Here is a 24,765-nt window from a genome sequence, read left to right as displayed (position 1 = left end):
TCACATCGGGGGAACGGTCTGGGCAGGGCGCGGTCGCTGCGGTCAAGGGGTGGGCGCTGTGGTCGAGGCCGCGACGGTGGATCGCCGTCACGCTCACGAGCATGGCCGTCGCCGTCGTGCTGGCGGTCGTGAGCAGCCTGCTGGTGCCGGTCACCACGGGTCAGCTGGAGCTGTTCGCGCTGATCACGGGCCTGGCCGTCGCTCAGACCGAGATCACCCGGCAGATCGAGCGCCAGCGCCGGATGCTCAGCCGGGGCCCGCACATCAACGTGACGTCCGTGTGGCTGCTGCCCGCCGCGTTGCTGGTTCCGCCGCAGCTCGTGGCCGGACTGGCCGTTTTGCTCTACGGCTACCTCGCGTTCCGCAGCTGGCACGGCACCCGTCCGGGTGAGGCCCACCGCGTCGCGGCGAACGCGACGACGATGATCCTGTCCGGTTTCGGCGCCGCGCTCGGCGGTCACCTCGCGGGCAGCCACGGTGTCGCGATGGTCGCCGCCGCGGCGCTCGGCTACTTCGTCGTGAACACCGCGCTCACCGGTCTCGGCCTGTACCTCGCCGACCCGGCGCAGGCGACCCCCGCGTCCTGCTTCGGCACGATGGACGACAACCTCCTCGAGGCGTCGATCCTGTGTGTCGGCGGTCTGCTGACCATGGTGCTCACCAGCGAACCGCTGCTGTCGGTGCTGGTGATCCTGCCCCTGTACGTGCTGCAGCGCTCGGTGCTGATCAAGCGCCTCGAAGAGCTCGCGACCACGGACCAGAAGACCCAGCTGCTCAACGCCACCACCTGGCAGGACGGCGCGCAGCGCGAGGTCTCCCGCGCCGAGCGCGAAAACGGCAGCTTCGGCGCGCTGATGATCGACCTCGACCACTTCAAGTCCATCAACGACACCTTCGGCCACCTCGCCGGCGACGACGTGCTCAAGGCCGTGGCCGCCGTCGTCAAGCAGGAGACCCGCGCCCACGACCTCGTCGGCCGCTTCGGCGGCGAAGAGTTCGTCGCGCTCCTGCCGTCGACGTCGAAGGAAGACGCGATCGTCACGGCGGAGCGCATCCGCCAGCGCATCAGCGAGCTCGTGATCGCGACGCACACCAACGAAGGCGCGGCCGTCGAGATCTCCGAGCGCACGGCGTCGATCGGCGTCGCGTCGTTCCCGGTGGACGGCACGAGCGTCGACGAAGTCATGGCTTCCGCCGACGCCGCCGTGTACGCGGCGAAGCACGGCGGCCGCAACCGGGTGATCGGCGCGGTTTCCTCGCCGGTCCGGGAGCTCGCGGCCGTCGCATAGGGTCCACGCGGGGTCCGGCCGGCTTCCTCCCCCGAGCTTCGGCCGGACCTAGCGCAGCCTTTCGATCACATCCGCCGCCTGGGTCTGCAGCCTCAGCACCCCACCGACGGTGAACTCCGTGAGCAGATCCACCAACGCGTCCTGGGCCGGCGGGTCACCTTCCCAGGACACTTGGACCAACGCTTCGGTCATCGCGAAGTACAAGGTCACGAGTGCTTTGTCGGCCCGCCCCGAGTCCACCCCGTACGCCGCCCACCGCTTGCGGCTCGCCTCCGCGTAGATCACGGCCAGCCGCTCCCGCAGCCTCGTCAACGCCGGATTCCCCGCTCGCTCGGCTTCTCTGAGCACGGGAAACGCGTGCGGGTCCTCCTCGACGAACCTGAACATGTTCGCGTAGTTCGCCCTCGCCCACGCCCGCAAATCCGGCTCCGACGCGTCCCTCGCCGGCGCCCCGATCGCTTCGAACGCCCTCTCCTCCGCGTCGGCGACCACCACGGCGAACAGGCTCTTGCGCTCCCCGAACTGCTCGTACACGGACTGCCGCGACACCCCGGCGGCCCTCGCGATCTCCTCGATCGTCGCCGCCTCGAACCCGTGCCGCGCCACCGCCTCGGTCGCCGCCCGCACCACCTTGGCCCGCTGCTCCGCCACGGGCCACTTCCGCGGCCTCCCACGCGGCGCGGGGTTCGACATCAGCGGAGGTGGCGAACGAACGCCCGCCAAGCCGAGGCGGGATAACTGTGACCAGGCAGCGCCGGCGCTTTCGAATCACGCACGAGAACGGCGGCCCGATCGAGCGCGACTTCGACACAGGCGCCTTCCTTGTCGCTGTAGCTACTCTTGCGCCACCTGGTCTCCGCCACGTTCCTCGATCTCCTCCGCAAGCCGAGTAGCCAGCGCGGCGGAATCGGCCGCGTCGAGTGCGACCTTGCGGATCCCCTCGATAGCCGCGCGGTACTGCCGCACATCGTAGTCATCGGCCACGAAGGCACCTGAGCTCAAATGCTCGAAGTAGACCACCGGTCGCGAGTCGCGGATGGTGTAGAGGATGAACCGCCCTGCGAGACCGGGGTGCCAGCCGATGCCCGAGGGCACCACTCGGACCGTGATCGTCGGCCGCGCGGACAAACTCGCGAGTGAGCGCAGCTGCCCGGCCATGGTGGCCGCAGTGCCGATTGTGTCCCGCAGAGCGGCTTCGCCGACCAGAGCCTCGAACGGCAGCGGGTCGACGTCGACAATGAGCTTCCGCCGCTCCAGCCGCACCGCAATGCGCCGCTCGACCTCGGCGGCCGCCAGCCCGGTCGACTCGAGCAGCGCCCGCGCGTAGTCAGAGGTCTGGAGAAGTCCCGGAATACCGAGCGGCGACCACTCGACCATCGCCTTCGCGGCTTGCTCGCACGCCACCAGGCAATGCAGTTGGTTCGGCGTTCCCGGGCGGCCGTAGGCGATCCATCCTTGTTCGGCGGATCCGTGAGCCAAGTTGAGAATGCGCTGTTTCTCGTCGCCGACAACACCGAGCGCTCCCAGCACCCCGGACACATCTTCGGCTGTCGGCACCCGCGATCCCAGCTCCCAATGCACCACCAGCGACGGGCTCACCCCGATCCGGCGGGCCAGCTCACGAACGCCGTAGTGCGCACCAACCCGCGCCGCGCGAAGGGATGCACCCAGGGTGCGAATCCGCGGCGTGAGCATGGCGGTGGTTTTCATTCACAGAAAGTAAAGTGTCCCCAACTGGGAACACTTACGTTCACACCGGAGATCACCCGAAGGAACGCCACGGCGGAGGCGCGGCTGGCCCCCACCCGGTTCGAGGTGGGGGCCAGCCGCCGGTTGGCTTACTTCAGGCCCGTCGCTTCGCCCGCGGCTGGGTCGGAGTCGTTGAGGAAGGTCTTCACGCGGTCGTACTCGTCGGTTTCGCCGATGCGGCCCGCGGCGAGGCCGAGGGCGGCCAGGGCGCGGAGGAAGCCCTGGTTGGGGCGGTGCGACCACGGCACCGGGCCGAAGCCCTTCCAGCCGGCGCGGCGGAGCTGGTCGAGGCCGCGGTGGTAGCCGGTGCGGGCGTAGGCGTAGGCGGCGACGGTTTCGCCGTCGGCGAGGGCCTTTTCGGCGAGGGCGGCCCACGCGGCGCTGAAGTCGGGGTGTTCGGCGGCGACAGCCGACGGGTCGGTGCCCGCGTCCAGGGCGGCCTGGGCGGCGGTGTGCTCGGGCAGCAACGTCGGCTCGGGGCCAAGCAGGTTGTGCGTCATACCGACATTCTGCCGCGCGCTCAGAGGAAGAGGCTCGTCAGCACGCCTCCGCCGGCCAGTACGAGGGCGGCGACGACGACTGCGGCGACAACGCGTTTCGGCATCATGGCGCGACACCATGCCGTGAAAAAGGCCGCGGAGGCAAATCCGCCACCCGTAGGGGTGAACCCCGGTTTTCGCGCGGTTTGGCACCTTCCGCACCACCGCTGCCCGCGCGCCGGGAATGATGACGACCATGACGCAGGTAGACGTGATCCCGCGGAGCCCGGTCGGGAAGACCCGGCTGTTCTTCCGGCGGCACTGGCACCGCGGGGCGGCCGGACAGCCGACGCCCGCGTGGGTGCTGCGATTCTGCTACGGGATGTGGCTGGCGGCGTTCGGGTTCAAGCTGCTGGGCTCGTCGTGGGACATGTCGTGGCACTTCAGGTGGCTGCGCGACGACCTGGCGCCCCCGCACCTGATCAACACCGTCGGCACGGTGATCATCATCGTGCTGGTCGCGATCCACAGCTACACGGGCCTGGGCTGCGACAAACCGTCGCTGCGGCTGATGCAGACGGGCCTCGTGGTGTTCCTCGTCGCGGCGCCGCTGGACGTGATCAACCACCGCGTGAACGGCCTCGACCTCACCGCGTGGAGCCCGTCGCACATGATGCTGTACCTCGGCACCGGCATCATGCAGGCGGGCGTCCTGCTCGGCTGGCTGCGCCTCGCACCGCCGGGACGCTTCCGGACGGGCGTGCTGCTGGCGCTGTGGGCGTTTTTCCTGGAGAACACGTTCTTCCCCAACGGCCAGCAGGAGTACGGCATCCTCGGCCTCCGCGCGTGGGAGCGCGGGGCGCCCGAGGCCGAGCCTTCGCTGCTGAGCTTTGCCGCCAACCAGATCGGGCACCCCGTCGACCGGACGGCGATCCTGCACTTCACGATGCCGATCCCGGAGTGGGTCTACCCGCTGTGGGGCATCGCGGTGATGGCGCTCATCCTCGCCCTCGCCCGCCACACGCTGCGGTTCCGCTGGGCCGCGCTGGCGGTGGCCGGTGCTTACGTGGCTTACCGGTGCGTGATGTGGCCGCTGCTGCTGGGGCTGGGTTTCCCGGTGTCGACGGTGCCGTTCTACCTGCTGGCCGTCGGGTTGGCGGTGGACCTCGCCTTCACGATCGGCGCCGGCCATCGCGTCGCCACCGCGGCCATCGGGGCCTTGCTGGTGACGGCCTTCGGCTACGGCGCGCTGTGGCTGCAGTCGCAGTTCCGCGTCTGGTTCCTCGGCGACGCGCACACGGAGTCCGCGCCGCCGGTGGCGTACTGGACGGTGGTGGTGGCATTGGTCGGCGTCTTCGTGCTGTGGGCGAGCGCCGGACCGGTCACGCGCCGCTGGACCGCCCGGCGGAAGGTGACCCCCGAGAAGCTGGTCGCCTAGCCAAGTGCAGAAAACGGCCCTTCCCCCGGGACACCCAGGGGAAGGGCCGTTTCACGTGCAACCAGACCAGACTTCAGACCAAGGTCTTACTTGACCTTCGTCCCGGCCGAGCCCAGGGCCTGGCAAGCCTCGACCACGCGAGCCGCCATGCCACCCTCGGCGGCCTTGAGGTAGGAGCGCGGGTCGTAGACCTTCTTGTTGCCCACCTCGCCGTCGATCTTGAGCACGCCGTCGTAGTTCTTGAAGAAGTGGTCGACGATCGGGCGGGTGAAGGCGTACTGGGTGTCCGTGTCGACGTTCATCTTGACGACGCCGTAGGTCACCGCCTCGCGGATCTCCTCGGGGAGCGAGCCCGAGCCGCCGTGGAAGACCAGCTCGAACGGCTTGGCGCCGGCGTCGAGGCCGAGCTTCTTGGCGGCCGCTTCCTGGCCGCCCTTGAGCACGTCGGGGCGGAGCTTGACGTTGCCGGGCTTGTAGACGCCGTGGACGTTGCCGAAGGTCGCGGCCAGCAGGTAGCGGCCGTTCTCGCCCGAACCGAGGGCGTCGATGGTCTTCAGGAAGTCGCCTTCGGCGGTGTAGAGCTTCTCGTTGATGTCGTGCGCGACGCCGTCCTCCTCGCCGCCGACGACGCCGATCTCGACCTCGAGGATGATCTTCGCGGCGGCCGTCTTGGCGAGCAGCTCCTGCGCGATCTGCAGGTTCTCGTCGAGGTCGATCGCGGAGCCGTCCCACATGTGCGACTGGAACAGCGGGTTCTGGCCGTTCTTCACGCGCTCGGCCGAGATCTCGATCAGCGGACGGACGAAACCGTCGAGCTTGTCCTTCGGGCAGTGGTCGGTGTGGAGCGCGACGTTCACGTCGTACTTCGCCGCCACGACCTGCGCGAACTCGGCCAGCGCGGACGCGCCGGTGACCATGTCCTTGACCTTCTGGCCGGAGGCGAACTCGGCGCCGCCGGTGGAGACCTGGATGATCCCGTCGCTCTCCGCCTCGGCGAACCCGCGGATCGCGGCGTTCACGGTCTCCGACGAGGTCACGTTGATGGCCGGGTAGGCGAACTCGTTCGCCTTGGCCCGGTCGAGCATCTCCGCGTAGACCTCGGGGGTGGCGATGGGCATCGTTTCCTCCTCGGAACTGACTGGCTTCTCAGCCGCATCGTACGAGGTGGACCGGCCGCGTGGGCCGGTCCACCTCATTTGGAACGCCTATGGACATCCTCACGTGGAACGATTCAGAACAACTCCGCCGCCAGCGCCCGGTATGCCGGGAACGGGTCCTCGTTCAAGACCTGGATGTTCACGTGGTCGGCACCCGCGTCGAGGTGCGCGCGCACGCCCGCCGCGATGGCCGGGGCGTCGCCGTGCAGCACGAGGGCGTCGACGAGGCGGTCGCTGCCGTCGCCGGCGAGGTCTTCCTCGGTGAAGCCGAGCTTGCGCAGGTTGGCCGTGTAGTTGGACAGCTGCAGGTAGAACTGCACGGTCTTGCGGCCGAGCGCCCGCGCGCGCTCCGGGTCGGTGTCGAACACGACCTTGTGCTCGGGGGCGAGCAGCGGACCCGCGCCGAGGATCTCGCGGGCGGAGCGCGTGTGCTCCGGGATGGTCAGGTACGGGTGCGCGCCGGCGGTGCGGTCGCCCGACAGCTTCAGCACCTTCGGGCCCAGCGCCGCGAGCGCGCGCGACGCCTGCGGGACGCCCGCCGCGTCGAGGCCGTCGAGATATTCAACGAGGGCGGCGTAGGGCTTCTTGTACTCCTGCGTCGCCTCCGGATGGCCCGCACCGATGCCGAGGAGGAACCGGCCCGGGTGCTTCGCCTCGATGCGGTGGAACGCCTTCGCGATGGACTCGGGCGTGTCGGCCCAGATGTTGACGATGCCGGTCGCGACGGCGAGGTGGTCGGTCGCGCCGAGCAGCTCGTCGACGATCGCCAGGTCGCCGCCCGGCGAGCCGCCGAGCCACACCGCGCCGTAGCCGAGCTTCTCCACCTCCGCCGCGAACTCGCCGTTCGTCTGCGTGGCGCTGCGCCAAATGCCGATCCTGCCCAGTTCGATAGCCATAACCCATCCCAACACCCGTCGCCCGGCGGATTCTTCCGGGTCTCGGTTGTAGTTTCGTGGCATGACCAAGCTCGGCAACTCGGACCTCGACGTCTACGGCCTCAACCTCGGCTGCAACGTCTTCAACTTCACCGCGGACGAAGCGACTTCCCACGCGGTTCTCGACGCCTACGCTTCAGCCAGCGGCAACTTCCTCGACACCGCGGACGTGTACGGCGGTGGCGGCGGTTCGGAAACGATCATCGGCAACTGGCTCACCAAGCGCGGCCGCCGCGACGACATCGTGGTCGCCACGAAGGTCGGCGCGTGGGACCAGCGCCCGGGTCTGTCTGCGGCCAACATCACGGCCGCCGCCGAGGATTCGTTGCGGCGCCTGCAAACCGACCACATCGACCTGTACTACGCACACCGGGACGACCAGGACACGCCGCTCGAGGAAACGCTGTCGGCGTTCGACTCGCTCGTGCGCGCGGGCAAGGTGCGCTACATCGCGGCGTCGAACTACTCGGCGGAGCGGCTGACCGAGGCACTGTCCATTTCGGACCGTGAAGGCCTTGCGCGCTACGTGGCCCTGCAGCCGCACTACAACCTGGTGGAGCGGGACTACGAGAACGACCTCGCCCCGACGGTCTCCCGCGAGGGCCTCTCGACCCTGCCGTATTTCGCGCTGGCCAAGGGTTTCCTCACCGGCAAGTACCGCTCGGCCGACGAGCCCGGCGACTCGCCCCGCGCCCCGCGCGCGATCGCGTACCTCGACGACCGCGGCGAGCGCGTGCTGGCCGCACTGGACTCGATCGCCTCGGCGCACGGCGCGTCCGTCGCCTCGGTGGCACTGGCCTGGCTGCGCGTGCAGCCGACGGTCGCCGCGCCCATCGCGAGCGCGCGGACGCCGGAGCAGCTCACGGACCTCGTGGCGTCGGTGGAGCTGGAGCTGACGGGTGTCGAGGTCGAGATGCTGAGCAAGGCGTCGGTCTAGAACGCGCTGATGTTCCGCGCCCGCTCCCGGCGGGTCAGGGTGCTGACGACCGCGCCCTGACCGTGCCGGCGGACGGCGAGCCGGGACAGCAACGCGAGCACGGGTGCGAAGGCCGCGTCGGGGAAGTCCGGCGCCGGCCGGTCGACGCTCGCGGCGAGGTCGGCGGAGTGGACGACGAGCTCCAGCAGGCGGGTGTGCAGGAAGTCGTTGCGGCACAACGACCAGCCCTGCCACGGGAGATCCACCCGCTCCGCCGCCTCGCCCCGCAAGAGCCGCGCGACCAAGGCGCGGTCGTCGTCGTACCGCGCGAGCATCCAGTCGAAACCACGCTCGGCCTCGGCGTCGTCGGTGGTGCGGTCGTTGGCCTGATCGGCGAGCGAGGTCGACGTGACCCAGGCGGCGCGCGCGTAGTGCTCGTCGACCGCGGCGAGCACCGGCAGGGTCGACGGGACCGCGAGCAGCTCGGCCGCGCGCGTCACCTGGCGCGCGAGGTGGCAGGCCAGCGCACCCACCGAAAGCTCCGGCAACGCGCTGGCTTCGGCCCAGCGCTCCCGGACGACGTCGAGCCGCAACAACGTCGAACAGACCGCCGCGGCGTCGAGAAACGGCTGGTCGAGATCCCCCACGGGTGCGTCATCCATGCCCGTACCCAACCACCCACCGCAACCTACCGATAAGTAGCTTACCCCGGGTAGGTTGGGGTACCGTCCCCTCCACAAGCGGAAACGCACGCCGAGGAGGGCACCAGTGGTCAAGAACGTGGACGGCAAGGTCGTGCTGATCACCGGGGCCGCGCGGGGCATCGGGGCCGGGCTGGCGGAGCGGCTGGCCGCGCGTGGGGCCAAGGTCGCACTGGTCGGCCTGGAGGCGGACGAGCAGGCGAAGGTCGCCGAGAAGATCGGGCCGAACGCCAAGGCGTGGGAAGCCGACGTGACCAGCTGGGACGATCTCGAAGCGGCCACCCAGGGCGTGGTGGAGCACTTCGGCGGGATCGACATCGTCATCGCCAACGCCGGGATCGCCACGGCCGGCTTCGTGCGAAGCGTGGACCCGCGGGCGTTCGAGAAGGTCATCGAGGTCGACCTGCTCGGGGTGTGGCGCACGTTCCGCGTGACGCTGCCGCACGTGATCGAGCGGCGCGGCTACCTGCTCGCGATCTCGTCGCTGGCCGCGATCACCCACGCGCCCGGCATGGCGAACTACGCGGCAGCGAAGGCGGGCGTCGAAGCGTTCTCCAACAGCCTGCGCGCCGAGGTGGCGCACCTGGGTGTGAAGGTCGGCGTCGCGCACCCCACGTGGATCCGCACGGACCTGGTCGAAAGCGCCGACGCGCACCCGGTGTTCGGGAAGCTGCGGGCGTCGATGCCGGGACTGATCGGGAAGACGTACCCGCTCGACGTGGCGCTCGACGACCTCGAAGCCGGCATCCTCAAGCGCGCCCGGACGATCCACGTGCCACGCTGGGTCGGCGGCCTCAAGCTGCTGCGCGCGTTCCTGCCGCCGATCATCGAGCTCGGCTCGCGGGCCCGCGTGCCGGCGGCGGACAAGGCCGCGCTGGAGGACATCGAAAAGCGCGGCGCGTACGAGTCGGCGGTGACCGGCCACGGCGGCCGCGCGGCCACCGGGAAGAGCTAGAGGAGCCGCACATGTCGCGTCGCGACCAGATCCGCATGACGCCCGAGGAGATCCGGGCCTACCTCGACGAGCAGAAGGTCATCAACGTCGCCACGGTCGGGCCGAACAGCCGGCCCCACCTGGCACCGCTGTGGTACTTCCCGCACGAGGACGGCGTCGCGACGTGGACGTACGGCAGCTCGCAGAAGGCGAAGAACTTGCGCCGCCTGCCGGAGGCCACCGTGCTCATCGAAAGCGGCGACTCCTACGAGAAGCTGCGCGGCGTCTCGATCGAGTCCGACGTGCAGATCGTCGAGGACACCGACAAGGTCACCGGCATGGGCATCACGCTCATGCAGCGCTACGCGGGCGCCAAGCCGGGCGACCCCGTGCCCGCCGAGCTCAGCGAGTTCATCGGCCGCCAGGCCCCGAAGCGCATCGGCCTGATCTTCCACCCGACCAAGGTCGTCTCGTGGGACCACACGAAGCTCGGCGGAACGTACTAGCGGGTAGCAGGTACTTTCGAGTAACTGTTACTTGAGGTAACGTTATCTGCGGCAGACCCCCAGCGCAGCGGAGGCCGACAGATGACCGAGCGGTTCAAGGTCGTGATCGTGGGCACCGGGTTTTCCGGGCTCGGGCAGGCGATCCAGCTCGAAAAGGCCGGCATCCGGGACTACGTGATCCTGGAGAAGGCCGACGAAGTGGGCGGCACCTGGCGGGACAACTCGTACCCCGGGTGCGCCTGCGACGTCCAGTCGCACATGTACTCGTTCTCCTACGAGCAGAACCCCGACTGGTCACGCTCGTTCTCGCCGCAGCCGGAGATCTTCGGCTACCTCAAGGGCGTCGCCGACAAGTACCGGCTGCGCGAGCGGATCCGGTTCGGCGTGGAGATCACCGGCGCCCACTGGGACGAGGGCGAGCGCCGCTGGACCGTCGAGACCAAGAGTGGCGACGAATTCTCCGCGCAGTTCCTGGTTTCCGGCGTCGGCGGGCTGCACATCCCGTCGATCCCGAAGCTGCCGGGCATCGAGAAGTTCACGGGCCGGACGTGGCACTCGGCGCAGTGGAACCACGAGTTCGACCTGCGCGGCAAGAAGGTCGCGGTGGTCGGCACGGGTGCGAGCGCGATCCAGTTCGTGCCGCAGATCGCTCCCGAAGTGGCCGAGCTGACGCTGTTCCAGCGCACGCCGCCGTGGATCATGCCGAAGCCGGACCACGCGATGCCCGGCTGGGCGAAGCAGCTGTTCCGCTACGTGCCGGGCACGCAACGCCTGTACCGCAACGCGTTGTACTGGCTGCTCGAAGCACGCGCGATCGGCTTCAACGGGCACCCGAAGCTCATGCACGCGGCCGAATCGATCGCGCGCCGCCACATCGCGAAGGGCATCCGCGACCCGAAGCTGCGCCGCAAGGTGACGCCGGACTACACCATGGGCTGCAAGCGCGTGCTCATCTCCAACGACTACTACCCGGCCCTCGACCGACCGAACGTCGACGTGGTCACCGACGGCATCCGCGAGGTGCGCACGAACAGCGTCGTGGACGAAGCCGGCGTGGAGCACGAGGTCGACGCGATCGTCTACGGCACCGGCTTCCACGTCACGGATGCGCTGGAGTACCTCGACATCACCGGAGTCGAAGGCCGCAGCCTCGCGAAAACCTGGGCCACGGAAGGCATCCGCACGCACAAGGGCATCACCGTCGCCGGGTTCCCGAACCTGTTCTTCCTGCTGGGCCCGAACACCGCGCTGGGCCACAACTCCGTGGTGTTCATGATCGAGTCGCAGTCGCGCTACGTCGTCGACGCGATCAAGCTCGCCGACTCCCACGGTGCCGCCGCGCTCGACGTGCGCCCGTCCGTGCAGGACCGGTTCCAGAACGAGATCCAGGACAAGCTAGTCAAGGGCGTGTGGACGCAGGGCGGCTGCACGAGCTGGTACCTCGACGCCAAGGGCGTGAACCGCACGATCTGGCCCGGCTTCACGTGGAAGTACTGGCTCGAGACGCGGCGGGTGGAGCCGAGCGACTACGAGCTGTCCGGGAGGCCGTCGTGACCTCGGCCGACCACGAACAGATCGTGCTGCACGCGCGTGACGTCAAGTTCGACTGGGCCGAGCTGCCGATGCACTGGATCCCCGGCGAACCGCAGGCCACGCACAGCATCAACGTGCTGCACATCGCCCTGCCCGAAGGCGAACGCTGGTTCGTCGAGGTCTTCAAGCAGGCCGTGCGGCTGATCCGCGACGAGCGCCTCAAGGAGGACGTCCTCGGCTTCATCGGCCAGGAGGCCATGCACGCCGAGGCCCACGACGGCGCCGCGGAGCACCTCGAAGCCGCGGGCCTGCCCGTGCGGCCGTACGTCGCGCAGATGGAGTGGCTGTTCCGTCGCCTGCTGGGCGATCGTCCGGGCGCCGGCGAGGAATGGCTCGTCGAACGGCTCGCGCTGATCGCCGCGATCGAGCACTACACGGCGTTCCTCGGCCAGTGGGTGCTCGACGCGAAGGCGCTCGACGCCGCCGGCTCCGACCCGACGATGCTCGACCTGCTCCGCTGGCACGGCGCCGAAGAGGTCGAGCACCGGTCCGTGGCCTACGACCTGTTCTGCCACCTCGACGGCCGCTACTCGCGCCGTGTGCGCAGCATGGCCGTGGTGACGCCGGCGCTGGCGTGGGTTTTCGTGCGGGGCACGAAGTTCCTCATGCGCAACGACCCGACGCGGCCGGGGCGCGCGTCTTGGCGCGCGTACCTGAAGGCCGCGAAGAAGGGCGTGGTGCCCGCGCCGCGCCAGCTGCTGCGGGAGATCCGGCCGTACTTCCGGCGCTCGTACCACCCGACGGAGACCGGCAACACCGACCAGGCCGTGGCGTACCTGGCGAGCTCACCCGCGGCCCGGGCGGCCGACGCTCCGAAGTGACCGCACCGAAGTGATCCCCGACTTCCCGCCGCGGCTCGACGGCTCGGGCCGCCGCGACCGGCTGATGTCCACTTTGGCCGGTGTCGGCGCGGTCTACCGGCAGCTCGCCCGCTACTCCGGCCGGCGCCGTCCGCCCGTGCAGGCCGTGGACCGGACGTTACCGCTGGTCGTGACCACCGTCCGGCCCGAGGCCGACGACGTCGTGTCCCTGCGGCTCACGCGGCCCGAAGGCGAGCCGTTGCCGGGCTGGCGGCCGGGCGCGCACCTCGACCTCAGGCTGCCGTCGGGGCTGGTCCGGCAGTACTCGCTCTGCGGCGACCCCGGCGACCTCACGCACTATCGCGTGGCCGTCCGGCGGATCGGCGAAGCGTCGAGTGAGGTGCACACGCTCAAACCCGGCACCAAGGTCGACGTGCGCGGACCGCGCAACGCGTTCCCGTTCGTCGCCGCCGAGTCCTACGTCTTCATCGCCGGCGGCATCGGCATCACGCCGATCCTGCCGATGGTCCGCGCGGCCGAGGCCCGCGGTGTCGACTGGCGGCTCGTCTACACGGGACGCAGCCGCGCGTCGATGCCGTTTGTGGAAGAACTTTCGGATTTGCCCGAGGATCGCGTGTGGTTGCGCCCGGACACCGAGTACGGCATCCCCGCCTCGGGCGCGGAACTGCTCGAAGGTGTCCCCGACGGCGCCTCGGTCTACTGCTGCGGGCCGACGCCCATGATCACCGGCGTCCGAGTGGACCTGGAGCTCACCGGCGCCAGGGCCGTGTACTTCGAACGCTTCTCGACCCCGCCGATCGTCGGCGGACGGCCGTACACCGTGGTCCTGCGCCGCAGCGGCCGCACGCTCGCCGTGCCGGCCGACCGTTCGACGCTCGACGTGGTGCGCGAAGTGCTGCCTGACGTGGCGTTCTCCTGCCGCCAGGGCTTCTGCGGCACGTGTGCCGTGGCGACCCCGGACGGCGGGTCGGTGCGGATCTGCGTGGACCGCGGACCCGCCGTCCTGGAGCTGTAGGTGCTACACCTGCGGCACCCAAGCGCCGAGCACCGGCTTGTACTCCCGGATCGAGCGTTCGGCGACGACGCCTTCGAGCTGGTACGGGTCCTTGCCGATCAGCTCCTCGAGCGCCGCCTCGTCCTCGGCCTGCCACAGGACCAGACCACCGGAGCCGTCGGCGAGCGGTCCCGCGACGGCCACGCGGCCTTCGGCGGAGTGCTGGCTCAACCACTCACGGTGACGGGGCCGGACGTCGGCCACCTTCTCCTGCACGTAACGGATTTCGACCAGGTACCAGGCCATGTGGATCTCCCGGGTGGGTGCGTTGGTGACGCTGCCGACGCTACCGGGCAACACCTCGTGGTCCCAGCATCCGACCAGTGGCGGGACCGAGCTCACCCGATACGCTAGGGCTGCGTCAGCAGCTCGGCGCAGGGGCACCACAGGGGTCGAGAACAGGCAGGCAGGGGTACATGCTGGAGGGCAACGCGGAACGCAGTGTCGAGGCGACCCTCGGGCACCTGCGGACCATGGACGGGCCGGTGCCGCCGCAGCAGCCGGCCGCACCGCTGACCCTGGAGGACCTGTACCGCCAGCACCGGATGCGGCTCGTGCGGCTGGCGATCCTGCTGGTCGACGAACCGGCCACGGCCGAGGATGTGGTGCAGGAGGCGTTCACCGGTCTGCACCGCAACTGGGGCCGGCTGCGCGACGCGGCCGCGGCCGTCGGCTACCTGCGCACGGCCGTGGTCAACGGCTCACGCAGCGTGCTGCGGCGGCGGAAAACCGCCCGTGAATACGTGCCTCCGCACGCCGTGAACGCGCGGTCCGCGGAGAGCCTCGCGATGCTGTCGAGCGAGCACCAAGCCGTGGTCAGCGCCCTTTCGAAGCTCCCGCCGCGCCAGCGCGAGGTGCTGGTGCTGAGGTACTACGGAGGGCTGTCCGAGGCCGAGATCTCCGAGGCCGCCGGCATCTCCAAGGGTACGGTGAAATCGACCGCCAGCCGGGCGCTGGAGGCCCTGCAGAAGGCGATGCAGACCCCACAGTGACCCGGGTGGACCAATCTCGATCACCGAGTTGCGTAGCCATGTCTGGTCCAGACCAATATATGCTGGAGGGCGTGAAGCACGCCGGAGACTTCGTCATCACGGGCGGCCGGGTCGTCGCCCCCGACCGCGTACTCGACGACGGCTGGCTCGCCGTGTCCGACGGGCGGATCGCCGCGGTCGGCACGGGGACGCCGCCGGGTGGCCCCGAGACCGAGGTCGTCGACGTGGGCGGAGCGCTCGTGGTGCCCGGGTTCGTCGACACCCACTGCCACGGCGGTGGCGGCGCTTCGTTCTCCACTCTGGACCCCGACGAGATCCTCACGGCCGTGCGCGCGCACCGGCGCCACGGCACCACGACGACGCTCGCGAGCCTGGTCTCGGACCCGATCGACCTGCTGACCGAGCAGATCGCGGCGCTGCGCGAGCTCGTGCAGGAAGGCGAGCTCGCCGGCATCCACCTCGAAGGCCCGTTCATCTCGCGCGCCCGCTGCGGTGCGCACGATCCGGACACGCTGCGTGAACCGGACACCGGCACCGTCGAGAAGCTCCTGCGCGCGGGCGCCGGCGCGATCCGCATGGTCACGCTCGCCCCGGAGCTCAACGGTGGCGTGAAGGCCGTGCGCCAGCTCGCCGAGTCGGGCGTGACGGCCGCGATCGGGCACACCGACGGCCTCGCCGAGCAGCTCGGGCCGGCCATCGACGCGGGCGCCACCGTGGCGACGCACCTGTTCAACGGCATGCGCCCCCTGCACCACCGCGAACCGGGCCCGGTCGGCGTGCTGCTGGACGACGAGCGCGTGACGGTCGAGCTCATCTGCGACCTCGTGCACCTGCACCCGACCGTGGTGCGCCTGGCCGCGCAGCACGCCGGGCGCGGCCGGACCGTGCTGATCACCGACGCCATGTCGGCCACCGACGCCGCCGACGGCCGCTACACCCTGGGCCGCCTCGAGGTCGACGTGCACGACGGCGTGGCGACGCTGGACAATGGATCACTGGCCGGCAGCACGTTGACGATGGACAACGCCTTCCGCAACCTTGTGAAGGGTGCCAAACTCGGTGTCCTCGACGCCGTCCGGGCAACCTCCGGCCGGCCCGCCGAGCTGCTGGGCATCGCCGACCGCACGGGTTCGCTGCGGCCGGGCCTCGCCGCCGACGTCGTGATCCTCGACGACGACCTGCGGCCGGTCCGGGTGCTGCGCCGGGGCGAGTGGGTCGCCGAGGTCGGCCGGGCTACCTTGAGCACGTAAGCGACTACGCGGGCCGCCCGCGGGGAAGTACGGAGAGGGATGAGCGAGCCGAAGGACCCGGAGCGACTGCTCGCCGACGCCCTGCGCGCCCAGGCCGTGTTCGCCCCGCACACCAGCTCGCAGCCCGCCCCCGAGACCTCGGCGGCCCCGGGCTCGGCCGGCGCGACCGGCCCCACCGAGGAGCTCCCGCCCCGCTACGGCCTGCTCTCCGGCGCGGGGGCCGACTCCCTCGAACGCGAACGCGCGGCCCTCGACGACGCCTCCGGCCAGCGGACGGCGCCGGTCGCCTCGGGTGCTCGGCCGGTTCCCGCACCGGACCCGGCGACGGTGCGCCAGGCCGCGCCCGGCCCCGCGCCGCTGCCCGCGCACTGGGTGCTGCTGCTGGCGCTGTTGCTGGGTTTGGCCGCTGGTTCGGTCATCGGGCTGCTCACGCTCGTCTGACAATTCCGGAAAACCCCCATTACCTGCGGTGGTTCTCCCTGTGAAGGCACTCAGCGTCACCCTGTACCGTTTTCGGTGTGATTCTCGCCCAGAGCACAGTGACGACCATGTCCATCCTGCCGTCGGGGCTGGACCCGGAGCAGCTGCTGTCCGGCCTGACCGTGCCGGTCATCGCGGTGCTCTGCCTCATCATCTTCATCGAGAGCAGCATCTTCCCGGTGCTGCCGGGTGACTCGCTGCTGTTCACGGCGGGCCTGTTCATCGCCAACGGCACGCTGCAGGCGCCCCTGTGGGTGGTGTGCGTGCTGGTGACGGCCGCGGCGCTGCTCGGCAACGTCTGCGGGTACTACATCGGCTACTTCGTCGGCCCGAAGCTGTTCAACCGGCCGGATTCGAAGTTCTTCAAGAGGGAGTACGTCGACAAGACGCACGCCTTCCTCGACCACCACGGGCCCAAGGCCGTGGTGCTGGCGCGGTTCGTGCCGTTCGTGCGGACGTTCATCACCTGGATCGCCGGCATCGGCCGCATGGACCCGAAGCGGTACTTCACCTACACGGTGCTGGGCGGCATCGTCTGGGCCGCGGGCATCACGGTGCTGGGCTCGCTGCTGGGCAACATCGGCTTCATCCGCGACAACGTCGACGCCATCTTCGTGCTGATCGTGCTCGTGTCCGTGGTCCCGATCCTGTTCGAGTACCTCAAGGGCCGCCGCGAGAAGAAGGCCCGCGTCGGCGCGCCGGAGGAGAACGCCGCCGAGGTCACGCAGCGGATCCCGCGCGTGCGCGACTGACCTGGACGCACAAAACGGCGCCGGCCCCGAGCAGGGGATCGGCGCCGTTTTGCGTGAAAACTCAGTCCGTCATCGAGAACATCGAACCGGGGTTGAACACGTTCTCCGGGTCCAGCGCCTGCTTGATCTGCCGGTGCACCCGCATCCCGACCGGCCCGATCTCGCGCGCCAGCCAATCGCGCTTGATCTTGCCGACGCCGTGCTCGCCGGTCACCGTGCCGCCGAGCGAGAGGCCGATCTCCAGGATGTCGTCGAACGCCTGCCGCGCGCGGGCGAACTCGTCCTCGGAGTCGGGCGCGTAGACGATCGTCGGGTGCATGTTGCCGTCGCCGGCGTGGCCGACCACGGCGATCTTCAGGCCCACCTTCTCGCTCACCTGCTCGCAGCCGCGGATCAGCTCGGCGATGCGGGTGCGGGGCACGCTGACGTCGTCGGTGAGCCAGATGCCGTAGGTCTCCAGCGCGGTCAGGACCACGCGCCGGGCCTGCAGCAGCATCTTGCCCTCTTCGAGGTCGTCGGTGGCGTAGACCAGGTCGGCGCCGCAGTCGGCGCAGATCTGTTCCAGCACGGCGAGCTCGCGCAACGCGGCCTCGCCACCGACGTCGGACTGCGCCAGCAGCAGCGCCTGGCAGTCGGATCCGGCGCCGAGGTCGGTCTTGAGGTAGGTCTCCGCCGCCTTGATCGAAGCCGCGTCCATGATCTCCAGCAGCGACGGCACGAGTCCCTCGCGCACGACCCGCGCCACGGCCTCGCCAGCCGCCTCCGTGGTGTTGAAGCCCGCGACCAGCGTCGCCGGCGCCTGCGGCAACGGGCGCAACGCCACGGTGGCCTGTGTGATCACGCCGAGCGTGCCCTCGCTGCCGATGAACAGCTTCGTCAGGTCGTAACCCGCCACGCCCTTCACGGTGCGGCGGCCGGTCTTGAGCAGCGACCCGTCGGCCAGCACGACCTCGAGGCCGAGCACGGAGTCGGTGGTCACGCCGTACTTCACGCAGCACAGGCCGCCGGCGTTGGTGGAGAGGTTGCCGCCGATCGTGCACCAGTCGTAGCTCGACGGGTCGGGCGGGTAGAACAGGCCGTGCTTCTCCACGGCGGTGCGGAAGTCGAGGTTGACCACGCCCGGCTGCACCACGGCCAGGCGGTTGCCGGGGTCGATCTCCACGATCTCGTCGAGCTTGGTCAGGACCAGGACCACGCAGCCGTCGATGGCGTTGGCCGCGCCGGACAGGCCACTACCCGCCCCGCGCGGCACCACCGGCACCTTCGCCTCGGCACACGCCTTGACCACGGCCTGCACCCCCGCCGTGTCCGCGGGCAGCACCACCGCCAGCGGTTTCCCGGAATCGGCGAGCGGCATCATGTCGCGCGAGTAGCTCGCGGTCACGTCGGCATCGGTGAGCACGGCCTCCTTGCCGAGCTCGTCGCGTAGTCGCTGCAGGAGGACGTCAGTGCTCATGGCTTCATCGTAAGCACAGATATCTCCGCAGTGCGGAATAGAATTTCCAAATTTCAGCCGGATGGCGACTTGCCCGGCGTGACTCCCGTCAGCGCGCGAGCCCGTAGACGCGGTCGACGTTGATCGTGAGCACCAGCCGCTGGTCGGCCACCATCGCGGCGCGGTACTCGTCCCAGTCGGGGTGCTCGCCGCCGATCTTGCGGTACAGCTCGATGAGCGCCTCCACCGTCGCGTCGTCCTTGGCGGCGGCGACCGGCGTCAGCACGGCCTTGCCCTCCGCCACCGCGTACGACCAGCCGTTCTCGCTGCCGACGTGGTAGCTGACGCGCGGGTCGCGGCGCATGTTCTTCGTCTTGGCCCGCGTCTCGGTGATCGACACGAGGATCTTGCGCTCGGCGGCGTCGAAGTAGTGGCTGACGGTGGACAGCTGGGGCCGCCCGTCACGCTTGAGCGTGGCCAGCACGCCGTTGCGCCGGGAGCCGATGAGGTCGTACAGCGGTGTGTCGTCGGTCATACCCCTATCCAACCCAGCACGCCCCGTCTTGTTCCCCGCGACCGTGACCAGGGCCTTCGGACTCGGGAGAAAACGGACGAACACCCTCCGGTGAATATCTGCTTGCATGCAACAACTAAAGTGTGATGCGACACAACCGGGGTCCGCGAGCTTGCGCCAAGCACGGATCAGGCACACTCTTGCTTAAGGCAACTAGTTGCAGCCGCCAAACAACGGTTCGTTTCACCGCGAGAAAGATCGACCGAATGGCACCGAACAGCGCCGCCACCCGGCCCAAGGACGGGCTCGACTTGGCCGACCAGCTCGGACACGAGCTGGTCCGTTTCATGCGCCTGATCACCAAGGCGAAGTCCCAGGTCTCCAAGCAGGGTCCGGACGGCATCGAGCGGGCCGCGTACGCGATCCTCTTCTGCCTCATCCACGAGGGACCGCAGCGCACCAGCAAGCTCGCCGAGTTCCTGCACTCCGAAATCTCCACCATCAGCAGGCAGTCGAGCGCGCTCGTGCAGCACGGACTGGTGGAACGTCAGGCCGACCCCGAAGACGGCCGCGCCTGCTTGCTGGCGCCCACCGCCGAAGGCCTGCGGGTCTTCGACGAGAACCGCAAGCAGCGCAACCTCTGGCTCGCCGACGTCCTCGGCGACTGGACCCAGGAGGATCGCGAGACCCTCAACGAGCTGTTCGGGCGGCTCAACACCGGTATCGAGAACAACTTTCCAGACATGACCGACTCCGCGCCGGCGGACTCGGTGCACTCCAAGGGGGCCTAGGAACAGCATGAGCACCACCGTCGAGAAACAACCTCAGCAACGGGGGGGAGCACCCGTCGTGGACGCGGCCGGTGTGCCGCGGCTGAGCCACCGCCAGATCGTCACGATCCTGAGCGGGCTCATGTGCGGCATGTTCCTCGCCGCGCTGGACCAGACGATCGTGGGTACGTCGATCGTCAAGATCGCCAACGACCTGCACGGCTTCGACCTGCAGGCGTGGGCCACCACGGCGTACCTGATCACGTCGACGATCGTCACGCCGATCTACGGCAAGCTGTCGGACATCTACGGCCGCAAGCCGTTCTACCTCGCCGCGATCTCGATCTTCGTCGCCGGTTCGCTGGCTTCGACGTTCTCGCAGTCGATGTACGAGCTCGCCGCGTTCCGCGCGGTGCAGGGCCTCGGCGCCGGCGGTCTGATGTCCCTGGCCATGACCATCATCGGTGACGTGGTGCCGCCGCGCGAACGCCCGCGGTACCAGGGTTACATCCTCGCCGTCTTCGGTCTGTCCACTGTGCTCGGTCCGGTGCTCGGCGGTTTCTTCGCCGGCTTCGACACCCTCGGCGGTATCTCCGGCTGGCGCTGGGTCTTCCTGATCAACGTGCCGATCGGCATCGTCGCGCTCTTCGTGGTCGCCAAGGTGCTGAACGTGCCGCACGTGCCGCAGAAGCACAAGATCGACTGGTGGGGCGCGCTTTCGCTCGTCGTGGCCGTGGTGCCGTTCCTGATCGTCGCGGAACAGGGCCAGACCTGGGGCTGGGGCGATTTCAAGGCGATCATCTGCTACGTGATCGGTGGCGTCGGCATCGTCGCGTTCATCCTCGTCGAGAAGCTGATGAAGGACGCCGCGCTGATCCCGTTGCGGCTGTTCAAGAACTCGACGTTCACCGTCGCGATCATCGGTGGTGTCATCGTCGGTGTCGCCATGTTCGGCGCGATCACGATGATCCCGCAGTTCATGCAGGTGGTTCAGGGCTACACGCCGACCGAGTCCGGTCTGCTGATGCTGCCGCTGATGGGCGGCCTGATGCTGAGCTCGATCGGCTCCGGCCGGATCATGTCGAAGACCGGGCGCTACAAGGTGTTCCCGATCGTCGGCACCCTGCTGATCGCCGGCGGCGCGTTCTTCTTCGCGCAGGTGCAGTACAACTCGCCGCTGTGGCACCCGCTGGTCGCCGCGGCCATCATCGGCCTCGGCCTCGGCCAGTGCATGCAGACGCTGGTCATCGCGGTGCAGAACGCCGGTCCGCGCAGCGACATGGGCGCCTCCACGGCGTCGGCCACGTTCTTCCGCCAGATCGGTGGTACGGCCGGTGTCGCGGTGTTCCTGACGATTCTGTTCAACGTGCTGCCGGGCAACATCACCAAGGCGTTCGGCGGCAACCCGCCGGCCGGTGCCGGTGCGCAGCTGGCCGACCTGCAGACCAACACCAGCGTCATCCAGACGCTGCCGGACGCGCTGAAGACCCCGATCCTGATCGGCTTCACCGACTCGATCACCACGGTCTTCTACGTCGCCGGCGCGGTCGCGCTGCTGGCCACGATCGTCCTGTGCTTCCTGAAGGAAATCCCGCTCGCGGGCATGAACCCGGCCGCCGCGGCGGTCGAGGGCGGCGAGGCGCTGCTCGAGGAGGACGAGACGCCGACGGACATCGTCGACCAGGCGGCCAAGCCGGGCTCGCTCTTCGAAGAACAGCCGCGGGAACCCGTTCTCGTCGGCGCAGGCGGAAGGCACTCGATGAACGGCAACGGTCACGGCGACCCGCAGGCGATTTCGGGCTCACTGCCCATGCCGATCACCAACTCGGCCGCGGGTGCGGGCATCGACGTGCCGCTGGGCGCGGGCGGTCCCCCGGTGACCGGGCACGTGCGCCGGCAGGACGGCAGCCACGTCGGTGCCGCCGCGCTGACGCTGATCGACCAGCAGGGCCGTCAGGTGGCGCGGGCGACCGGCAACGGCGACGGCAGCTACTCCGTGCCGACGCAGGGTCCGGGCACCTACGTGCTGATCGTGGCCGCGCCCGGCCACCAGCCGCAGGCCTCCAGTGTGGTGGTCGGCGGCGGGCCGGCGAAGCTCGACGTGACGCTCACCGGCTCGGGCGAGCTGACGGGTGTCGTGCGGTCCGTGGGGATCGGTTCCCCGCTGGCCAACGCCACCGTGACGCTCACCGACTCGCGCGGCGAGGTCAACGGCGCGTTCATCACGGCCGACGACGGCGTCTACATTTTCAGCGGCGTCGGTGCCGGGCAGTACACGCTGGTCGCGAGCGGCCCGCACTACCGCCCGGTGGCGGTCACCCTGACCGTGCCCGACAGCGGCGTGCTGCGCCACGACGTCGAGCTGGCCGGTGCCGTGCTGATGCAGGGCATCGCGCGCACCGAGGGCGACCGGATCGTGCCGGACGCGCGGATCACCGTGCTCGACGCGAACGGCAACGTCGCGGCGGTCGCGCGCACGGACGGTGAAGGCCGGTACGTGGTGAGCGACCTGCCGGTCGGCGCCTACACGGTGGTGGCGAGCGGTTACCCGCCGGCCACCAGCCAGGTGACGCTCACCGACGGCGAGGCCGAGCACAACGTGCGCCTGAGCTACGACCAGGCGCTCGACGAGCTGGTCGACCGCTCATGAGCGGGGGCCTGCGCGCACAGCTCCGCGCCAACGGCGGCTGGCCGGTCGAGAACGCCGTGCTCACGGTGACCGACCTCAACGGCCGTCAGATCGCGCGCCAGGTCACGGACGCGAAGGGGGCGGTGGCGACCGATCCGCTGCCCCCGGGCGTCTACACCGCCGTGATCACGGCGCCGGGGTACACGCCGATGGCCCGCACCGTGCAGGTCGGTTCCGACGGCGCCGGGCTGCTCGGCGACATCGCCCTGGCCCCCGTGGCCGAGGCCGTGGAGCTGCCGCCGGCCGGCCCGTGGACGATCGACCCGGTGCACTCCTCGGTGGTCGCGACCGCCCGCCACATGGGCATCGCGAGCATCAAGGTGCGCTTCCCCGACGTCGGCGGGCGCATCGACATCACGCGGCCGGTGGAGCGTTCGACGGTGCGCGCCGAGATCAAGGCGGGCAGCATCGAGACCGGCATCAAGATGCGCGACGACCACCTGCGTTCGGCCGAGTTCCTCGACGTGGAGGCCTTCCCGCTGATCACGTTCGAGAGCACGGGCATTTCGCAGCGCGGCACGGACACCTGGGCGCTGCTGGGCGAGCTGACCCTGCACGGCGAGCGCCGCCAGGTCGAGCTCGACCTGCGCTACCAGGGCCACGGCCCGGACCCGTGGGGCGGCGTGCGCGCCGCGTTCCACGCCGAGACCCAGCTGCACCGCAACGACTTCGCGATCAACTACAGCGCGATGGTCCGCGCGGGCGTCGCCGCGATCGGCACCACGGTCAAGGTGGAGCTGGACATCGAAGCGGTGCAAGGCGAGTCCTTGCCGCAGTTCTAGAGGTTTTTCGAGAATCGGGCCGCCCGGGGAACTGTCCCGGGCGGCCCGTTCGTTTGGTCCATTGGTGAACGCGCAGTTCATTCCAGGAATACCGAAAGTGACCGGAAGGCTGGATTCGATGGTTCCTTTCTTCCGGCGATCGCAGCCACGTAGGCTCTTCGCGTGAACCCCGCAAGCATCGAGGCCGCCGGCGTCGGCGTGAGCTGGCTGGACACCGCCGGTCCGCTGCTCGTCTGGGTGATCGTGCTTTCGTTCGTCTTCGTGGAATGCGCGCTCATCGTCGGCCTCTTCCTGCCGGGCGACTCCCTGCTGTTCGGCGCCGGCGTGGTCCTCGCCCAGCACGGCTCCGACGCCAACGCGTGGCTCCTGTCGGGCGCCGCCCTCGTGGTGGCCGTCGGCGGCAACCAGGTGGGCTACTACATCGGCCGAAGTACGGGCACCCGCTTCATCGCCCGCCGCGGCGGCAAAGTGCTCAACCGCCACAACCTCGACCGCGCCCAACGCTTCCTGGACCGCAAGGGTTTCTTCGCCATCGTCGCGGCGCGGTGGATCCCGTGGATCCGCACCCTCGCGCCACTCATCGCCGGCGCCGCCCGCATGGACCCCCGGCGGTTTCTCGCGGCCACCAGCCTGGGCGGCCTTTTGTGGGTCCCCACGCTCGTCCTGCTGGGCTACTACGGCGCCGGCCTACTCGACGCCCTCCCCTGGCTGAAGACGGCCGCCCTGTGGGTCTCGGTGGCGTTCTTCGTCCTGGGCACGGGGTACGGGGTGCTTCGGTACCGCCAGGAAATGCGCCGCCCGGTGGACGAACCGGACGACGCCCACGCATGACGCTCCGGGCTTCGCTTCACGTCTGATCCGCTGGCCCACGCTTCTTCCGCTGTTCCCTGCGGCCACGCCGACAGACCTGCTGAGCACGCGGCAGCTTCGGCCACACCGATCGCCCCCTGTGCACCGTGTCGCGTCCACAGCCCCCAGGCCCTTCGGATCGGCCATCCCGACCGACTCGACTGAGGGCGCACCGCCGATCCGTCCCTCGCACGACTTGCCACCGCCCCGCGGCACGGCGATTCACCACTGAACTTCCGGCGGGCCTTCCGCTCTGAACCTGACGTTCCAGCGGTCCTCAACGCGGCACGCGCCCGGCCTTTCGACGACCCTGACCTCGCGGCGATACAGCCACGGTCCACCTTTTCCCGCGCCGCTTCGGCGTGGCCTCAGCACGCCCCTCCCACACGGACCTCTTTGGCTGAGTTGCTGTGCCAACACTCACCAGCAACCGCCGGACGGCCCCCGCCCTCCCTGGGGGGACGTCCCATGCCCAGTCTACCGGCGGGGTACGACAAAACCGGTGGCCAAGGCCGCAAACCGCCGACTTGTCCACAACTGGACCCAGGGTGTGGATAACTCCGATCGCCCGGCCGGTATCGAGAAACCGCGAGCGCGGTGAGGCACAGCCATCACCGGAGTTGTTCGGCGCCACAACGGAAACCGACCCGCAACTGCCCGGGCTTGCGGGCTTGCGGGCT

26 protein-coding genes are annotated in these 24,765 nt (G+C 69.6%); 16 read left to right on the top strand and 10 right to left on the bottom strand.

What is annotated here, in order from left to right; genetic code table 11:
• Positions 1–101: 101 nt before the first annotated feature.
• Positions 102–1,289 carry a GGDEF domain-containing protein gene (locus tag ACFY1H_RS03170; RefSeq protein WP_386944217.1) on the top strand — a complete coding sequence of 396 codons (1,188 nt, stop codon included), beginning with the start codon at positions 102–104 and terminating at the stop codon, positions 1,287–1,289.
• A gap of 48 nt (positions 1,290–1,337) precedes the next feature.
• On the opposite strand, the gene ACFY1H_RS03165 is transcribed toward ACFY1H_RS03170, so the two are convergent.
• The 4 genes from ACFY1H_RS03165 to ACFY1H_RS03150 form a co-directional block, all read right to left on the bottom strand.
• Entirely contained in the window at positions 1,338–1,982 is a 645-nt protein-coding gene (locus tag ACFY1H_RS03165; protein ID WP_386944215.1) for a TetR/AcrR family transcriptional regulator, read from the bottom strand.
• Entirely contained in the window at positions 1,982–2,152 is a 171-nt protein-coding gene (locus tag ACFY1H_RS03160) for a DUF397 domain-containing protein (protein ID WP_386944213.1), read from the bottom strand. Before ACFY1H_RS03160 ends, ACFY1H_RS03165 begins: the two co-directional genes overlap by 1 nt.
• Positions 2,124–2,999: a helix-turn-helix domain-containing protein gene (locus tag ACFY1H_RS03155; RefSeq protein ID WP_386944211.1), complete on the bottom strand. Its 876-nt coding sequence runs from the start codon at positions 2,997–2,999 to the stop codon at positions 2,124–2,126. Before ACFY1H_RS03155 ends, ACFY1H_RS03160 begins: the two co-directional genes overlap by 29 nt.
• A gap of 128 nt (positions 3,000–3,127) precedes the next feature.
• Positions 3,128–3,538, bottom strand: coding sequence for a DUF3151 domain-containing protein (locus ACFY1H_RS03150; protein ID WP_366580280.1), 411 nt, complete (start codon positions 3,536–3,538; stop codon positions 3,128–3,130).
• Between the two features lie 226 nt (positions 3,539–3,764).
• Here ACFY1H_RS03150 and ACFY1H_RS03145 point away from each other — a divergent pair, with 226 nt between their 5' ends.
• The gene (locus ACFY1H_RS03145; RefSeq protein ID WP_386944209.1) at positions 3,765–4,955 is read left to right on the top strand and encodes a hypothetical protein; all 1,191 of its coding nucleotides are present in this window, start codon (positions 3,765–3,767) and stop codon (positions 4,953–4,955) included.
• Positions 4,956–5,041: 86 nt separating this feature from the next.
• Here the strand turns inward: ACFY1H_RS03145 and fbaA are convergent, their stop codons facing one another.
• Together fbaA and ACFY1H_RS03135 are read right to left on the bottom strand one after the other, a co-directional pair.
• Positions 5,042–6,073, bottom strand: a complete 1,032-nt coding sequence (gene fbaA / locus ACFY1H_RS03140; protein ID WP_366580277.1) for a class II fructose-bisphosphate aldolase — start codon at positions 6,071–6,073, stop codon at positions 5,042–5,044.
• A 113-nt stretch (positions 6,074–6,186) separates the two neighbouring features.
• The gene (locus tag ACFY1H_RS03135; RefSeq protein WP_366580275.1) at positions 6,187–7,008 is read right to left on the bottom strand and encodes an LLM class F420-dependent oxidoreductase; all 822 of its coding nucleotides are present in this window, start codon (positions 7,006–7,008) and stop codon (positions 6,187–6,189) included.
• A 61-nt stretch (positions 7,009–7,069) separates the two neighbouring features.
• Between ACFY1H_RS03135 and ACFY1H_RS03130 the strand changes: the two genes are divergently transcribed.
• The gene (locus ACFY1H_RS03130) at positions 7,070–7,984 is read left to right on the top strand and encodes an aldo/keto reductase (RefSeq protein ID WP_386944206.1); all 915 of its coding nucleotides are present in this window, start codon (positions 7,070–7,072) and stop codon (positions 7,982–7,984) included.
• Here the strand turns inward: ACFY1H_RS03130 and ACFY1H_RS03125 are convergent.
• Positions 7,981–8,625 carry a maleylpyruvate isomerase N-terminal domain-containing protein gene (locus ACFY1H_RS03125; protein WP_366580271.1) on the bottom strand — a complete coding sequence of 215 codons (645 nt, stop codon included), beginning with the start codon at positions 8,623–8,625 and terminating at the stop codon, positions 7,981–7,983. The genes ACFY1H_RS03130 and ACFY1H_RS03125 overlap by 4 nt on opposite strands.
• Before the next feature lie 106 nt (positions 8,626–8,731).
• Between ACFY1H_RS03125 and ACFY1H_RS03120 the strand changes: the two genes are divergently transcribed.
• The 5 genes from ACFY1H_RS03120 to ACFY1H_RS03100 all read left to right on the top strand — a co-directional run bounded on the left by ACFY1H_RS03120 (position 8,732) and on the right by ACFY1H_RS03100 (position 13,533).
• Positions 8,732–9,619, top strand: coding sequence for an SDR family oxidoreductase (locus ACFY1H_RS03120; RefSeq protein ID WP_386944204.1), 888 nt, complete (start codon positions 8,732–8,734; stop codon positions 9,617–9,619).
• A gap of 11 nt (positions 9,620–9,630) precedes the next feature.
• Entirely contained in the window at positions 9,631–10,104 is a 474-nt protein-coding gene (locus ACFY1H_RS03115; RefSeq protein ID WP_386944202.1) for a pyridoxamine 5'-phosphate oxidase family protein, read from the top strand.
• A gap of 81 nt (positions 10,105–10,185) precedes the next feature.
• Entirely contained in the window at positions 10,186–11,658 is a 1,473-nt protein-coding gene (locus ACFY1H_RS03110; protein ID WP_386944200.1) for a flavin-containing monooxygenase, read from the top strand.
• The gene (locus tag ACFY1H_RS03105) at positions 11,655–12,518 is read left to right on the top strand and encodes a metal-dependent hydrolase (protein WP_386944198.1); all 864 of its coding nucleotides are present in this window, start codon (positions 11,655–11,657) and stop codon (positions 12,516–12,518) included. Before ACFY1H_RS03110 ends, ACFY1H_RS03105 begins: the two co-directional genes overlap by 4 nt.
• Before the next feature lie 64 nt (positions 12,519–12,582).
• Positions 12,583–13,533: a PDR/VanB family oxidoreductase gene (locus tag ACFY1H_RS03100; RefSeq protein ID WP_386944843.1), complete on the top strand. Its 951-nt coding sequence runs from the start codon at positions 12,583–12,585 to the stop codon at positions 13,531–13,533.
• 3 nt (positions 13,534–13,536) lie between these two features.
• On the opposite strand, the gene ACFY1H_RS03095 is transcribed toward ACFY1H_RS03100, so the two are convergent.
• The gene (locus tag ACFY1H_RS03095; RefSeq protein WP_386944842.1) at positions 13,537–13,818 is read right to left on the bottom strand and encodes a YciI family protein; all 282 of its coding nucleotides are present in this window, start codon (positions 13,816–13,818) and stop codon (positions 13,537–13,539) included.
• 170 nt (positions 13,819–13,988) lie between these two features.
• Between ACFY1H_RS03095 and ACFY1H_RS03090 the strand changes: the two genes are divergently transcribed.
• The 4 genes from ACFY1H_RS03090 (at position 13,989) to ACFY1H_RS03075 (ending at position 17,046) form a co-directional block, all read left to right on the top strand.
• Positions 13,989–14,564 carry a SigE family RNA polymerase sigma factor gene (locus ACFY1H_RS03090; RefSeq protein WP_285971557.1) on the top strand — a complete coding sequence of 192 codons (576 nt, stop codon included), beginning with the start codon at positions 13,989–13,991 and terminating at the stop codon, positions 14,562–14,564.
• 59 nt (positions 14,565–14,623) lie between these two features.
• A complete protein-coding gene (gene nagA, locus ACFY1H_RS03085) occupies positions 14,624–15,814 on the top strand; it encodes an N-acetylglucosamine-6-phosphate deacetylase (protein ID WP_366580265.1) in 1,191 nt (396 codons plus the stop codon).
• Between the two features lie 39 nt (positions 15,815–15,853).
• The gene (locus ACFY1H_RS03080; protein WP_366580263.1) at positions 15,854–16,255 is read left to right on the top strand and encodes a hypothetical protein; all 402 of its coding nucleotides are present in this window, start codon (positions 15,854–15,856) and stop codon (positions 16,253–16,255) included.
• Positions 16,256–16,332: 77 nt separating this feature from the next.
• Positions 16,333–17,046, top strand: a complete 714-nt coding sequence (locus ACFY1H_RS03075) for a DedA family protein (protein WP_386944195.1) — start codon at positions 16,333–16,335, stop codon at positions 17,044–17,046.
• A gap of 61 nt (positions 17,047–17,107) precedes the next feature.
• Here ACFY1H_RS03075 and ACFY1H_RS03070 read toward each other — a convergent pair whose 3' ends face one another.
• On the bottom strand, positions 17,108–18,502 hold the full coding sequence (locus ACFY1H_RS03070; RefSeq protein ID WP_386944193.1) for an FAD-binding oxidoreductase: 1,395 nt from the start codon (positions 18,500–18,502) through the stop codon (positions 17,108–17,110).
• A gap of 88 nt (positions 18,503–18,590) precedes the next feature.
• Entirely contained in the window at positions 18,591–19,016 is a 426-nt protein-coding gene (locus tag ACFY1H_RS03065) for a PPOX class F420-dependent oxidoreductase (protein ID WP_366580260.1), read from the bottom strand.
• 245 nt (positions 19,017–19,261) lie between these two features.
• Between ACFY1H_RS03065 and ACFY1H_RS03060 the strand changes: the two genes are divergently transcribed.
• From ACFY1H_RS03060 to ACFY1H_RS03045, 4 genes are all read left to right on the top strand, one after another.
• Positions 19,262–19,786 carry a MarR family winged helix-turn-helix transcriptional regulator gene (locus tag ACFY1H_RS03060; protein ID WP_285971553.1) on the top strand — a complete coding sequence of 175 codons (525 nt, stop codon included), beginning with the start codon at positions 19,262–19,264 and terminating at the stop codon, positions 19,784–19,786.
• Positions 19,787–19,793: 7 nt separating this feature from the next.
• Positions 19,794–22,415 (top strand): MFS transporter, encoded by a 2,622-nt coding sequence (locus ACFY1H_RS03055; RefSeq protein ID WP_386944190.1) that lies wholly within the window; start codon positions 19,794–19,796, stop codon positions 22,413–22,415.
• Positions 22,412–23,236: a YceI family protein gene (locus ACFY1H_RS03050; protein ID WP_366580256.1), complete on the top strand. Its 825-nt coding sequence runs from the start codon at positions 22,412–22,414 to the stop codon at positions 23,234–23,236. Before ACFY1H_RS03055 ends, ACFY1H_RS03050 begins: the two co-directional genes overlap by 4 nt.
• Before the next feature lie 162 nt (positions 23,237–23,398).
• A complete protein-coding gene (locus ACFY1H_RS03045; RefSeq protein ID WP_360598142.1) occupies positions 23,399–24,067 on the top strand; it encodes a DedA family protein in 669 nt (222 codons plus the stop codon).
• Positions 24,068–24,765: the final 698 nt, after the last annotated feature.

It is taken from the genome of Amycolatopsis sp. NPDC001319, from assembly GCF_042896185.1.
Taxonomy (GTDB): domain Bacteria; phylum Actinomycetota; class Actinomycetes; order Mycobacteriales; family Pseudonocardiaceae; genus Amycolatopsis.
The sequence above is the reverse complement of the archived record's forward strand: the minus strand, read 5'-3'. Positions and strand labels throughout refer to the sequence as shown.